Source organism: Wolbachia endosymbiont (group B) of Parapoynx stratiotata, assembly GCF_947250635.1.
Classification (GTDB): Bacteria; Pseudomonadota; Alphaproteobacteria; order Rickettsiales; family Anaplasmataceae; genus Wolbachia.
The window spans coordinates 457192-471182 of the sequence record NZ_OX366335.1; the positions used below are offsets into that span (position 1 = coordinate 457192).

Here is a 13991-nt window from a genome sequence, read left to right on the forward strand (position 1 = left end):
TTATATATAATAGTTGTATTTTATAAACTATGGAGATAAATCATGAAAAACACTAAAGGAAAAGTTGTAATATATGTGAAGAAGTATTGCCCATTCTGCAAGAAAGCAAAAGAGTTATTGGATGAAAAAGGTGTGAAATACGAAGAAATTGATGTACTTAGAAACTCGGATTTGTTTGACGGTATAAAATCAAAATATAACGTCAGGACAGTTCCACAAATTTTTATTACTGATGAAAATGGTGATTATGTACATCATATTGCTGGATGTGACAAATTGATGGACCTTGAAAAAGAAGGAAAGTTGGATAATATGTTAAATAACAATGAAGATAGCATTAATGCAACAGCTTACACAAGCGGCAGTGATGAACACGAGGGATGTAATATAATACATAATGAAGATTTTATGTGATTTTTTTGTCTTACTGTTGCTGGCATACCCACTTTAAACAATTTTTAATGAATTAAAAATACAATTCATCTAGTGAGTTTTTTTAGTGGGAAAAAATGATAAAAAATATTATAATTGTTAGCAAAAACTTAATTAGTATTGAATTAATTAACAAACAAGATTTAGAGAGTTTCATCAAGATTTTCACAGTGCTTGATAAGCATATAGCAGCTAAAACTCTTTTTACAGAAGAAGTGACAATAGAGTATAAACAACACAATTGCATAGAAGTTGTTGAATTGATAAAAGATACAGGTTTTACATATCATGATGTTGAGAATGTGTTAAATCACCTAAGTAATCATGGAATGAAAGTACCAAGTAGCGTTATAGCAAGCACCCTTTCTTCTTCATACAATCACGCACTTGAGTCTAAGGATGTAGCATTTGCCTGTTCTAAAGGGTTGCCACAATTTTACATCAGGGTAAATAAGAATACCTTTATAATGACTCCTATAAGTGAAGAGAATCTGGAATTGAATTCGCAAAATAGCAAAATGCTTATAGAGTCATTAAAGAGCGAAAAAAGCACTTATGATTGCATAGTGGAAGAAAATATCATCAAAGTTATAGTGCATTCTGAAATACATCAGGCTATAAACTCGATTATAAAATCACTGATAAAGTCTTGCCTTTTAGCAAGAGATGAAGAAGAAAAATTCAAAGAGAAATTGAGACAACTTGCTTTTAAAGATCAAGCTTTCGTTGAGTATTCTAGCATCAAAACCATTCATAGATATCCGAATAACCATCCTCTGAGAAAGCATGAAAGTGTTATTAAAGATATAGAAAATATTTTATGTGATTTCATAATAAATGAGAACAGCGGGTTTGCTATAGAGCGGTTAAATAGACTGGGCTCAGAAGTCTCTCCAAATACTCCAAGAATCATCACTAAAACTATAGATAAGCTTGTTAAGTTTCACTAAAATGTTGTTGGAATGGTTTTAGCCAATGTCTACATATATCTGATTTTTACTGATTGAGTGGAGCAATTGAGCTGCTCTCTGTCATCCCAGCGTTTAACACTGGGATGATTTCGTTGTATGGTATCTTGTATAGTGTTTTACAAATTCACATAGCTATTTCAAATTTACCCATATCAATGTCAGTAAATTTATTGAGAAAATATCACTTAGTTCTTTAAATTTATGTTTTTGAATATATATTAATCATTTATTTTCAAAGCCTCAATAAAAGCATTTTGTGGGATGTTTATGTTTCCTACAGAATGCAATCTTTTCTTACCTTTCTTCTGCTTTTCAAGCAGCTTCATCCTTCGTGTAACGTCTCCACCATAGAGCTTGGCTGTTACATCTTTTCTATACGGGTTAATCGTTTCTCTAGCAATAATTTTTCCGCCTACTGCCGCTTGAATCGCGATTTTATATTGCTGGCGTGGTATCAAGTCTTTCAAACGTGCACATATTTCACGGCCTCTTTTTTCTGCCCTGCTTTTATGAACAATGCAGGCTAACGCATCCACAGGTTCTCCATTAACTAAAAAACTTAATTTATCTATCTGACTTTCCTGATAATCGGATATTTCCCAATCTAAACTTGCATATCCCTTGGAAATTGATTTTAGTCTATCGTAAAAATCAAAAACAACCTCAGACAGCGGTAATTTATACTTCAGTAGTGCTGTTGTCGTATTACCAACATAAGATAAATCCTGCTGTTCTCCTCTCCTCTCTTCACACAGAGATAGAATCTCTCCTAAATATTGATCAGGTACCATTATAGTTGCAGTGATCCACGGTTCTTCCACTATTTCAATTTTTGTAGGGTCTGGCATATCGCTTGGGTTATGGATATTTAAAACTTTACCATTTTGTGTTGCAACTTTATATATAACACTCGGTGCAGTTGCTGTTAGATCTAAATCAAATTCTCTTTCGAGTCTTTCTTGAATGACTTCAAGATGTAGCATTCCTAAGAAACCGCAACGAAATCCATAACCTAGGGCATTTGACGTTTCAGCATCAAATGTAAAACTAGCATCATTTAAATGTAATTTTTCTAGTGCTTCCCTTAAATATTTAAAATCATCTGTGTTATTGGGAAAAATACTGCAAAATACTACAGGATGTACTTCTTTAAAGCCAGGTAATGCCTTGCTGCACGGCCTTTTCTCTTCAGTAATAGTGTCTCCTACTTTGCAGTCTGCTACTTCTTTCATTGAAGCAGTTATAAAACCAACTTCACCTGCTGAAAGTTCACCAGTCATAACTTTTTTAGGAGTGAAAATACCGATATTATCGACCTGATATGTAGCATTATTAGACATCATAACGATTCTCATGCCTTTTTTTAGTACTCCATTTTTAACTCGCACTAAAATTACTACTCCTAGGTAAGGATCATACCAACTATCAACTAAAATTGCTTGCAGTGGAGCATTTGTATCACCTTGAGGAGCGGGAAGTTTTGTCACTATAGCTTCAAGTACATCCTTTATCCCAAGACCAGTTTTTGCCGATATCAAAATTGACTCACTTGCATCAATACCAATTACTTCTTCAATCTGAAGCTTTACCTTTTCTGGATCTGCAGCAGGAAGGTCAACTTTATTGAGCACAACTATTATCTCATGATTATTGTCAATTGCCTTGTACACATTTGCCAGAGTCTGAGCTTCAACTCCTTGGCTGCTGTCCACCACCAAAAGTGAGCCTTCACATGCAGCTAAGCTTCGGCTGACTTCATATGAAAAGTCAACATGACCTGGTGTGTCCATGAGGTTGAGGCAATATTTATTACCATTATTTGCAGTGTAATTGAGTCTTACCGTTTGTGCTTTGATTGTGATTCCGCGTTCACGCTCTATATCCATTGAGTCAAGTACCTGATTGGTCATTTCCCTTGTCTCAAGACCGTTACATTCTTCTATCAAACGATCAGCAAGAGTTGACTTACCATGATCTATATGTGCTATTATTGCAAAATTTCTTATATTGTTCATAGATCTACTTATTTAAGTAGATCTATTTTACATTTTAAGTATTACAAGAGCAATTACTTATCTTCCTTTTTGCTGAAAACATTAAGCTGGCGTCTGTACTGGTCGGAAGTATTCAGTAGTTGATGGTTGACTCAGTTTGCTACTTTCCTCATTCTTTTCCTGCTTGCATGTTTTTACTGCATCAGCAAGGCTTAGGTAATCATTACCAACTTTAATTCTTACATCTTTATTTTCTTCTAAATCTTTATCATCTGGCTTATCACTTGCTATTTTAATAGTGCCATCGCTATTAGCACTTAATATAATGATAAATTCCCTTTCATCTATATACCAATTAAACTTTATTCCATATTGAGCTGCAGTACCTAAACTATAACACCTCACTCCATTTTCGTCTACAAAACCGTGGACAACTTCTTTTTGATCTCCACTTGAAAGAAGAAAACCGGCAATATTGTTTTCTTTACAAAATTCACTATTTAAAAATTCGCTTACCCTAATATCTGTGTTTTTATTGTCGTCTTTTAGCTTGATTTTTGTATAAAGAAAATTTGAATTCTCATAACTTGCAATTGATACTGCATCAATAATGCCGTTTTCTATGTACTTTCTAAACTTTTCTTCAATTTTCTTTTCTAATTCTTCTTGCCTTGCTTCATTTTGTTGTTGCATTTCTAACTTTTTTTGCATTGATGCACTTTGTTGTTGTTGCATTTTTTCCAGCGCTTCTTTCATTTTTTTCTGAAGTGATTCGATATCACAAATTAACGTGGATTCATCAATGCCGAGTATCACGTATTCTTGGCCCAATCCTGTCTTCAATCCTTCAATTATGATTACCATCTCTAAGATAGACCCTAAGTTTTGATAATGTATATTAATTTTTTCACTACTTAGGCTACCTCGATTGCTATCCCAGTCGATAGCAATGTTAGTAAACATAGAATTAAGGCCTTCATAAATATCTTTCAATAGACTTGATTTCTCTGAGTTTATTCCATCACGTTTAATACTACTAACATAATCATTAAATGACTTTATTTCTTCAGAATATGTAAAGACACTGTACAGTTCTTTACGTGTTACTCTATCTTGTATTTTTTGTTTTATTTTTTTTAATATCTCACTACTAATACATTTTACCTCATAAAACTATTCAATATTATATACATAAACATTAGGGAATGTTAGCACTTTCTATATGCTTGCGCACTTCCTATTATTCCTTTAACATAGCTGACACTTTTTTTGAATGAGAAACCACTTTATTGATCATATAATTCTCATGATTGTTATCTATTTTAGGCAATTCGTACAAATAATTCACCATTATTCCGGCTGACTGACTAATGCCTTTTTCAGAAGTATCAGCCATCCAGTTGATTTGTTTGATTGATGCACCATTGCTTAAATGAAAGTGTGCGACCGGATCATAAGCACCCCCACCACTGCTTTTAACCTTTAGCAAATAATGTGCACAAAGTTTCAGTAGGGACTGTTTTTCGCATTCAATGTTAGTTTTTATGCTTTCTAAAATTTCTGTACCTGATTGTTTTATATTAAGCTTACCTAATAAAGCTACGTCTTGATTTTTTAGCCATTTTGTAAATCCAGGAACTGGAGAAAGAGTTGCATACACTTTTACGCTTTTAAATTCTTGCGATAGTTTTTCTACGACTCTCTTTATTAAAAAGTTACCGAGGCTAATTCCAGATAAACCAGTTTGAGTGTTTGATATTGAATAGAATATAGCAGTACTTGCACTGCTTGGGTCACTTGAGGGCACTGACTCATCCAAAAGGTGTTGAATACTATCTGAAATCTCATTCATCAATGCAACCTCTACAAAAATTAGAGGTTCGTTTGGTATTTTGTAATGAAAGAAAGCAAAACAGAGACGATCAGAATCTAGCCTATTTTTTAGGTCACCCCAAGAAGAAATTTTATGTACAGCTTCATATTTTATAAGTTTTTCCAACAATGATGCAGGTGAATCCCAGGTGATTTGATGAAGATCAAGTAGATCAACATCAACCAAAGTACAGAGTATATTTTTTAATTCATTTTCTAGTGGGTTTAGATTTTCATATTGGTTCTTTAGCTTAAGCACATCAGAACGCATATCAACAATAAACTTAAGACCTTCTGGTAAGGAGATAAACTGCTTCAATATTTTAGAGCGTGGTGATTCAAGGACTTTTATTAAGTCTTGTTCAAACTTATAGCTCGACTCAGAATCTTGATTTTTCTTATATACTTTTATTTCTTCATCTATTTTCGTTTTATCCGGATTGAACTTTTCTGCCAGGGTTTGTAAAAATTTTATTTGACCTGCCTCTGATAAACTCAAGTACAAATTACCAAGAGATACGGTGTTCTTACGTGCTGAGACTTCACCCCCCTTTGGGTTTAAGCATTCGTTCATCTTCAAGACTAAACTATCGACATCGCGACTACTACTTAAATCAGGGCCAATATTGCCAACCCATGATCTTACAGCGTTTGCTACTTCACCTAGTATCTTAAAAAAGCTCTTTGGTGCTTTCTTATCTTCAACTTTCACTATATCAGTTTTTGCTAATGATTCTTTTGTCATAAATTCCTTTTACTATGTATCTATCTTAAATTAAAAAAAAATCTTAGTCTACACAGGAGGTATATATTTTCTAGTATAATTGTTTTAGAACCTATTTAAAACTTTCGTAAAGAGAGTTAGATTTTCAATTTTATTACTCTTCTTAAAAAAGTACTTTTATTATAAAAATGACCTTTTTTCTCTTCCTTTTTCGGGTAAGGCTGATTTTTTAATTACCTAGGCGAAGTTACTTAATTTTTACACATCTATTGTAAAGTACAAAATCTGACTTTGGAATGAAAATGCTAGCTGATGCTTGGACTTTATTGATACTTACGCTACTTGAAACTATACTTGGTATAGACAATTTAATCTTTATTTCTCTAGCAATAGATAAGGTGCCAAATCTGCTGAGAGAAAGAGCCCGCCTTATAGGTTTTGGCTTGGCGCTATTGATGCGTTTTGTAATACTATTTTTTACATCATATATATTATCAATGCAAAAGCCTATATTTCACACTGTATCTCTGGATATCTCAGTAAAGGATTTACTTATGATTGCAGGAGGGTTATTCCTTATTGTTAAAAGCTCTATGGAGTTATGGAGCGACATTTTTGTACATAAGGAGAATAAAACAAAGGCAAATGTTAAATCACAATTTTTTTTAGTTGTGCTACAAATTATATTAATAGATTTAGTTTTTTCGGTTGATTCGATATTAACTGCCATAGCATTAACTCACAATATGATAATCATTGCCATAGCATTTACATTTTCCATACTAGCGATGCTATTTTCATCAAGTTATACCGCTCAGGTAATAAAATCCAACCCAAGCTTAAAAGTAATTGCCATTCTATTTATTTTACTCGTCGGTGTATATCTAACACTTGAAGGGCTTCACATAGAACTACCAAAAGCATATTTGTATTCTTCATTTATGTTTGCATTGCTTGTGGAAGTTATAAGCAAAATAAAGAAAATACAGCCTTGAAACTATTTTACACGAAGCAAAAATCCAATCAGTGCGTGACGTACAACTGTGCGAACATTTTCTAGCAGGAAGGTGTCATCCCAATGCTTGACACTGGGATCCATTTTTCCATCATCAAAAACATTGTATTTTTACATTACTTTTATGCTTACCAACTTAACTGGATGCCAGTGCCCAGACACTGGCATCCTACAGATAATGTTCATACAGCTGTGCGTCACACGCTCTACTGTCAAGCAGCTCCTTGCTGTTCATTTGTTGTTAAAACGGCAGATGGTTTCTCTGCTCCATCAACTTTAGTACTAGGCTTTAGTAATGCATATGTAGCACAACCAACTACCAGTGCTGCTGCTGTAACTGCAACCACTGCTATAACGATAGGTGTCAACTGAGCTGTAATTGTTCCAGTTGTAAAAAGTGCCACTGCTATAGCAGTGCCTAATAATCCAGTTACTCCACCGGCAATCTTTGCTTTATTACGTGCTTTTACAAAAGAGCCTCCTCCTGCGTCTAATAGAGCTTTTACTACGTCTTGACTCTTAGCATGATCTAAAGGAGTCTTTCCATCTTTATCTACTGCATTAACTTTTGCTCCTTCTTTGAGTAAAACCTCTACTATCTCTGTGTAAGCAGCAAAGTGCAAAGCAGTGTACCCACTTTTATCTCTCACATTAACATCTGCTCCTGCTCCGATTAAAACCTCTACTACCTCTTTGAAACCATACAAAGCAGGATAGTACAAAGCAGTGCGATCAAACCCATCTTTCGCATTAACATCTGCTTTTGCTCCGATTAAAAACCCTACTGTCTTTTTGTAACCATTCTCAGCAGCTATAATTAATAACGTCCACTTTTCGTATGGGTACATATCAAATACATGATTTACATCAAAATTACCTTTCTCCCACTCTTGATATAGATCTTGATTCTGTTTCTTTAGTTCTTCTTGTATTTTCTTAATTATATTATCTTTATTTAAATCTTTCTTAGCCTCAATCGTCCTCAGTACTGTTTTCAGTGATTTATACTTTCCTATCATGATTTTACCTTCAATATTAAAAGAATTATTTAATTATTACATAATAATGATAAAAAGTCAATCAAAACAAGCTAATAACTGGGATTGTGAATAGTAAATTAGATTCAAGTAGCCTCTGTGGTGTCATTCAACTTCGTTGTCATCCCAGTACTCCTTTTTCTGTCATCCGAGTAGCTTGACACTGGAATCCAGATCAAGTACGGCTATCATCCAAATAACCCTTCGTTGTCATTCAACTTCGTTGTCATCCCAGTACTGGGATCCAGGAACCAGCGTCACGCGCTGGAATGACATTAAATAGTTTTCCTTAAAATTTGAGTTATGCAAGCAGCCTCTTTGGTATGATTCGAGTAGCTGAAACTGGAATGAAATTATTGCTACTCCCACTCAATAGTTGCTGGTGGCTTGGAAGTTAAGTCATATACAACCCTATTTACTCCGGAAACTTTGTTAACAATTATACTACTGACGTCTTGCAAAAACCTCCAAAATACTAACGAATGTTGATCTTTATTTTCAAATGGAAATGCATCAGCTGTCATGCCATCAGATGAAGTCACAGCCCTTAAAGCGCAAACATATCCGTATGTACGATTATCTCCCATAACTCCCACAGTTTTTACTGGTAACAGTACAGCAAAAGCCTGCCATATTTTATCATACAGATCATAATTTTTCATTGTGTTGATATATATTTCATCTACTTCTTGCAATATTCGTACCTTTTCTTCATCAACCTCACCTATGATCCTCACTGCAAGTCCAGGCCCAGGAAATGGATGTTGAAATATTATCTCATCTGAAAGCCCAATTTCTTTGCCAAGCAGCCTTACTTCATCTTTAAAGAGATAGCGTAAAGGTTCTACTAGTTTCAGATTCATTTTTTCTGGCAACCCACCAACATTGTGATGAGATTTAATTGTACTAGTGTTTCCTGAAGCGTGCCCTGATTCAACTACATCAGAGTAAATGGTGCCTTGCATTAAAAAATCCACATCACCTATTTTTTTTGCCTCTTCTTCAAATACTTCGATAAAAGTATTGCCGATAATTTTTCGCTTTTCTTCCGGATCAGTTATTCCCTTTAACCTACTTAAAAACAAGTTTGATTTATCAACGTAATTTATTGGAATTTCTTTTAACATAGCAGTGGTCTGGCTCTTACGCAATAACCCAGTATCGATAAAAATACAGTTTAATTGTTTTCCTATAGCTTTGTGTGTAAGAACTGCTGCAACACTTGAATCAACCCCCCCACTTACTGCAGCAATTACTTTTTTCTCCCCTACTAAGTTTTGAATTTTTTCCTTCTGTTTTTCAATGAATGACTTCATTGTCCAATCTCTCTCACAATTTGCAATATCTAAGAAATTAGAGAGAAGTTTACTACCATTTGTCGTAGGTTTAACTTCAGGATGGAACTGAGTACAGTAAATCTTCCGCTGTTCGTTGGCAATTATTGCGATTGTTTGATTTATTATACCTGAGGCAATAGCAGTAAATCCTTGCGGTATAGTTTCGACACTGTCTGCATGGTTCATTAGCACATCGACTTCGGAATTAACGTTCCAAGTATCCTTTATAATTGGGGATTCTTTTAGTATCTTGATTTTAGTTTTGCCAAATTCCTGATTGAATTCTTTTCTTACCTTTGCCCCGAAATAATGACAAATGAGTTGCTGTCCATAACATATTCCAAGTATAGGAGTGTTTATTGTTTCGTTAAGTTTTATAATTTTATGTGCTACTTCACTTACTTCAGAGCAATTGTCATTTACAGATTGCGGTCCTCCAGAAAAAATAAATCCATTGAATTTTGATACTGTTTCGAAATCGATATTGCTTGGAAATATTTCACAGTAAACGCCCATTTCCCTGATTTGTCTTGCAATAAGCTGTGTAAACTGTGAACCAAAATCAATAACGGCAATTGCTGACAATGTGCTCCTCCATATTATTTAAAGCAATATTTGATAATAAAGAAAACAATAAAGTAAGTAAACTAAGACCTGTTTAAAAACTTTAATATATGACTAAAGCAACTTAAATTTACCGCAACAGATTTTTGATTAAGCTGTCTTAATTATCATTCTGATACTCTCTTCTTATCATAATAGCAACCCCAACATCTTTCCTTAAGTTGATGCCATTGCCTGAACGGATACGTTTAATATATATATAAATTCCTATCTTTTATATCTAATAAACCAAGTGTTGGTACGATTGTTGCTTTCAGGAAGATGACGGTTTCTACTGTCTTAGCCAGTTTTTTTGACTTTTGATGCAATAAGTTTTGGTTATCTTTTCTATGCTCTATAAGCCCACCAATTACCATAACTTCGCCGCTCTTAATTTTTAACGTAGAGTGCATTTCTCTGGTTTCAATAATTGGAATGTCACTATTTAATTTCATTTTATTCTGTTGTGCGACATATTCTATATTTGGGTCTTTAGTGTAATCGTTAATTCTTGATAAGGTTGGGTGTATATCCATGAATATTTCATTAGTATCAATGTTAATGCTTGGGTGGATTATTAACACCACACCTATTGGAGTGCTATTCATCTTGGTAATTAAGGCATGATTGGAGTTTCCGGTATCTTTCTGTATATCGGAAGTAAAATAGATATGGTTTTTAGTAAATGAAATCATTGCTTGCTGATTATTTATAGCATGTACTCTAGGGCTTGAAATTACGGTTGAAGTGCCAAATTTATTTAAAATTTTTACTAAATCTCCTAAATCACTCACACTAGAGTTAATTGCTAGGTCAATAATAGAGTTACCTTGATTTGTTATAGATTTGGTTTCATTATGCAAATCATTTAAGTTGATACCAGAAAGGTATTTATCGTCTAATAAAACTTCAACTATTTTGGCCTCGATCATTACTTGAGAAGACGCCAATTTCTTAACTTTATTAATATATTCTTCAACAGCTTTGTGAATATCTTTTCTAGCATTTAGAATAATGACACCAGCTTCTCTGTTGGATGAAAGAAACTCACCATCATCTACTCCGTTAACATCCATTATTGCATTTAAGCCTTTTTCTAATGAATTCCATAAATCACTACTATATTGAGATTTCATATAGTTTCTATCACCATCACTGTCGGTAATATTGTTACCAATGATAAAACTCCTTTGCGCAGAGTGTTGAATATTGATGAAGTCTACGTAATAATTTTGTGCATATGGCAAATCTTGTTCAATTCTAATTACACCATTATTCATTGAGTAACGCAATTTGGCGCTGTTGGCTATATTCTGAATTACTTCGTTTATGTTCTTATCTTTTAGCTTTAAAATAATATTACCTGATATTTTGGGATCTATGTCTAAGTTAACGTCAGAAAGTTTTCCTATCTCAATCAGTAAATCCTTTACTGGTACTTTTTCATCAACATTAATCGAAAGAAACTGATTACTGGTTGTAAGATCGGGAAACTCTACCGGTAAAGGTATCATTTCTGGTATTGCTGGTTCGTTATTCTTCAAAGGAGTATTATATTGTTGCAACGAATAATCGTGCTTATAATTGTCTATATTAACAGAATGTTGCTTGTTAGGTAGATGTGTACAAGAAATAATGAAAAGGAGTATTAAACATTTTAAAATAGCCATGAGGGCAGCATACAAATCTATACTAATAGTTTTCTATAAAAATGTTAAAAATGTATTTAATTGTATCCGTTCAGGGGAGTGGTTTAAGAAATGATAGATAGGAGATTATGAAAAGGGTTTAGCCGTATGGAAGTGGGATGAAAAGAAGCACTGGTTTCACATGCGTCTGAACAGACACCATTTTACAGCATTTTAAATTTGTCCTGTGCAATGTTTGTACAGTTGCGATAAAAATTACTTGACAAATTTTGACAGCTTTGTTATTTTGATAGTGAAGATATTCTAGAGCTCGAAATCTATCTTCGTCTGCAGACTTTTCAACTTCATTAATTTATAATCTCTAGTTAAAGTATATTGTACTTATGTATAGATAACTTCTATCATAGCTATATACATTTTTCTGAGTTTTTTTGTATTACTTAGGAGGATCATCATGTTTAAAATCATGGATTACGCATATCATTGACATAAATGCCTTAAAAGGACAGATGGTACCTACGTCCTCTTTATATAGATTATGTATTTGTTCAGATACGACTAAATTGTGTCTAGTGTAGAAAAAATTAGACAAATTCAGCCTTATATAGAACCAAATTCAACGGAAGTAGAATTATCCTCATTTCCATAATAGTAAGGATTTGCTTCTTGCGTATTATTAACAGCAGTTTTTAATAGTACTTCCTTATCACTATTCCATGCAACTTTCTCCATAATTGGAATATAATCCTTACACTTTTGATTATCTCCACAATCCTTGATTTTACTATCATCATTTAGATAACGCTTCAATGCATCATAGTATACTTTAGTGTTATTACCCTCTTTATCTATCATTTGTCCTAAGGTATTAACAAGTATCAATGGTGCAACTTGTTTTGCTTTTACAACACTTGTTTCACTGGACTCTCTAAAGAGATTAGGACATGCTCCTCTGGAAAAAAAGCTCTTGTTGAATTCTGGATTACTATGGTAAACGTTCGGGTAACAGACACTCTTAATCTCTTCTTCTTGACACGCTAACTCTCTTTGATTATCCACACATTTTTCACATTCTATATTACCAAGCCAGGATATTGAATTAAGATCCTCTGTAAAGGCAAATTTAAAATTTACTGCACCATAATTACCATTTGCTCCCTCTTCTATATATTTTGCAATTTTAGAATTGCTGTACATCTCGGGATATAATTCCTTTAGTAAATCAGATGAACTAAAACCTTGACAACCTATCTTATTATCAACTTTATAAAAATGAGAATATGGCCCACAATTTTCATACTTGGAACAATCTGAGGTTACTTTTCGAGATGTAATTTCTCCATTTTCATTCTCTCCTTCATCAGTAACAGGTTCGCCCGTATCAATTTCACCTTCTCTATCGGTAACAGGTTTATCTATACCACTTCCTTTTTTACATTCTTCAGCTATTTTTTATACCACTTAGTCTCTGCTGATGATTGCTCTACATTTTAATTTCCGTCGCTGTTCACAACATTACACTCTGGAACTATATACCTAATATCGCATGCTGATTTCTCTCTTTATCTTCTGCAAATTAATTAAATGAAGGGCATTAAGTATCCACACTACTAAAAAAAGTGTGGTACAAAATATAAACATTGCAATGAGTGGCAGCAGTAAAAAACCTTCTATTGCTACTCCACCTTTTCTAAAAATACTTGCTGGCTGATGAAGAGTAGACCATAAATTCACAGAAAATTTTACTATGGGAATATTTATAGCACTAAAAATGGCAAATACTGCTGATGATTTCTCTGCTCTTGCTTGATTATCAAAAGCGCTCCACAATGAAAGATAACCAACATACAGAAAAAACAAAATCAGCATTGAAGTAAGCCTTGCATCCCATACCCACCAAGTACCCCATGTTCCTTTTCCCCAGACGCTACCTGTGATTAAGCATATTGCCGAAAAGACTGTCCCTGCAGGAGCAGCAGCATGTGCTAAGACACTAGCAACACTATTGTTCCATACCAATGAAATGAAACTGAGTGATGCAATGAGTCCGTATATTCCAAGAGCAAGCCATGCAGAAGGCACATGAAGATACATAATTCGTACGATTTCTCCTTGTTTATAATCTCCTGGGGAGAAGAATAATGCTAAGAACATTCCAATTAAAAAACATGCGAAACAAATAACCCCAAGCCAAGGTAGAGCTTTTTTAGTAAAAGAAGTGAAATTTGTAGGCTTTAATAAAAACATTTGTTTTGAGAATAATTGTGTTAAGAATTTATCAATTAGTTTGAGTTTTATCAACAAGATAGTTTTTCTATATTTACGTAGTATAATAAATTAGCACAATTTCAGTAGCA

11 protein-coding genes are annotated in these 13991 nt (G+C 33.7%); 3 read left to right on the forward strand and 8 right to left on the reverse strand.

Features of this window, described 5'->3' with window-relative positions; genetic code table 11:
• The first annotated feature begins 42 nt into the window (after positions 1-42).
• Both OOT12_RS02080 and OOT12_RS02085 read left to right on the forward strand, forming a co-directional pair.
• A complete protein-coding gene (locus OOT12_RS02080) occupies positions 43-414 on the forward strand; it encodes a glutaredoxin (RefSeq protein WP_006015443.1) in 372 nt (123 codons plus the stop codon).
• A 95-nt stretch (positions 415-509) separates the two neighbouring features.
• Entirely contained in the window at positions 510-1382 is an 873-nt protein-coding gene (locus OOT12_RS02085) for a hypothetical protein (RefSeq protein WP_007301937.1), read from the forward strand.
• 239 nt (positions 1383-1621) lie between these two features.
• On the opposite strand, the gene lepA is transcribed toward OOT12_RS02085, so the two are convergent.
• The 3 genes from lepA to OOT12_RS02100 all read right to left on the reverse strand — a co-directional run bounded on the left by lepA (position 1622) and on the right by OOT12_RS02100 (position 6014).
• Positions 1622-3418 carry a translation elongation factor 4 gene (gene lepA, locus OOT12_RS02090; RefSeq protein WP_264374939.1) on the reverse strand — a complete coding sequence of 599 codons (1797 nt, stop codon included), beginning with the start codon at positions 3416-3418 and terminating at the stop codon, positions 1622-1624.
• 81 nt (positions 3419-3499) lie between these two features.
• Positions 3500-4360, reverse strand: coding sequence for a hypothetical protein (locus OOT12_RS02095; RefSeq protein WP_264374938.1), 861 nt, complete (start codon positions 4358-4360; stop codon positions 3500-3502).
• Positions 4361-4637: 277 nt separating this feature from the next.
• Positions 4638-6014: a malonyl-CoA decarboxylase gene (locus OOT12_RS02100; RefSeq protein ID WP_264376447.1), complete on the reverse strand. Its 1377-nt coding sequence runs from the start codon at positions 6012-6014 to the stop codon at positions 4638-4640.
• A gap of 281 nt (positions 6015-6295) precedes the next feature.
• Between OOT12_RS02100 and OOT12_RS02105 the strand changes: the two genes are divergently transcribed.
• On the forward strand, positions 6296-6988 hold the full coding sequence (locus OOT12_RS02105; protein WP_264375246.1) for a TerC family protein: 693 nt from the start codon (positions 6296-6298) through the stop codon (positions 6986-6988).
• 232 nt (positions 6989-7220) lie between these two features.
• Here the strand turns inward: OOT12_RS02105 and OOT12_RS02110 are convergent, their stop codons facing one another.
• The 5 genes from OOT12_RS02110 to ccmC form a co-directional block, all read right to left on the reverse strand.
• The gene (locus OOT12_RS02110; protein WP_264374936.1) at positions 7221-8027 is read right to left on the reverse strand and encodes an ankyrin repeat domain-containing protein; all 807 of its coding nucleotides are present in this window, start codon (positions 8025-8027) and stop codon (positions 7221-7223) included.
• A 377-nt stretch (positions 8028-8404) separates the two neighbouring features.
• Positions 8405-9967: a glutamine-hydrolyzing GMP synthase gene (gene guaA / locus OOT12_RS02115; RefSeq protein ID WP_064085733.1), complete on the reverse strand. Its 1563-nt coding sequence runs from the start codon at positions 9965-9967 to the stop codon at positions 8405-8407.
• Positions 9968-10194: 227 nt separating this feature from the next.
• A complete protein-coding gene (locus OOT12_RS02120; RefSeq protein ID WP_264377143.1) occupies positions 10195-11670 on the reverse strand; it encodes a type II secretion system protein GspD in 1476 nt (491 codons plus the stop codon).
• 564 nt (positions 11671-12234) lie between these two features.
• Complete coding sequence (locus OOT12_RS02125; protein WP_264685352.1) at positions 12235-12831, reverse strand: hypothetical protein; 597 nt, start codon at positions 12829-12831, stop codon at positions 12235-12237.
• Positions 12832-13170: 339 nt separating this feature from the next.
• Positions 13171-13881, reverse strand: a complete 711-nt coding sequence (gene ccmC, locus OOT12_RS02130; RefSeq protein WP_264374933.1) for a heme ABC transporter permease CcmC — start codon at positions 13879-13881, stop codon at positions 13171-13173.
• Positions 13882-13991 lie beyond the last annotated feature (110 nt).

Excerpts from the sequence above, each read along its gene's own strand:
- OOT12_RS02125 (WP_264685352.1), bottom strand. The coding sequence starts at position 12,831 with ATGTACAGCAATTCTAAAATTGCAAAATATATAGAAGAGGGAGCAAAT.
- OOT12_RS02105 (WP_264375246.1), top strand. The coding sequence starts at position 6,296 with ATGCTAGCTGATGCTTGGACTTTATTGATACTTACGCTACTTGAAACT.
- OOT12_RS02080 (WP_006015443.1), top strand. The coding sequence starts at position 43 with ATGAAAAACACTAAAGGAAAAGTTGTAATATATGTGAAGAAGTATTGC.
- OOT12_RS02110 (WP_264374936.1), bottom strand. The coding sequence starts at position 8,027 with ATGATAGGAAAGTATAAATCACTGAAAACAGTACTGAGGACGATTGAG.
- OOT12_RS02095 (WP_264374938.1), bottom strand. The coding sequence starts at position 4,360 with ATGTTTACTAACATTGCTATCGACTGGGATAGCAATCGAGGTAGCCTA.
- ccmC (WP_264374933.1), bottom strand. The coding sequence starts at position 13,881 with ATGTTTTTATTAAAGCCTACAAATTTCACTTCTTTTACTAAAAAAGCT.
- OOT12_RS02085 (WP_007301937.1), top strand. The coding sequence starts at position 510 with ATGATAAAAAATATTATAATTGTTAGCAAAAACTTAATTAGTATTGAA.
- OOT12_RS02100 (WP_264376447.1), bottom strand. The coding sequence starts at position 6,014 with ATGACAAAAGAATCATTAGCAAAAACTGATATAGTGAAAGTTGAAGAT.
- lepA (WP_264374939.1), bottom strand. The coding sequence starts at position 3,418 with ATGAACAATATAAGAAATTTTGCAATAATAGCACATATAGATCATGGT.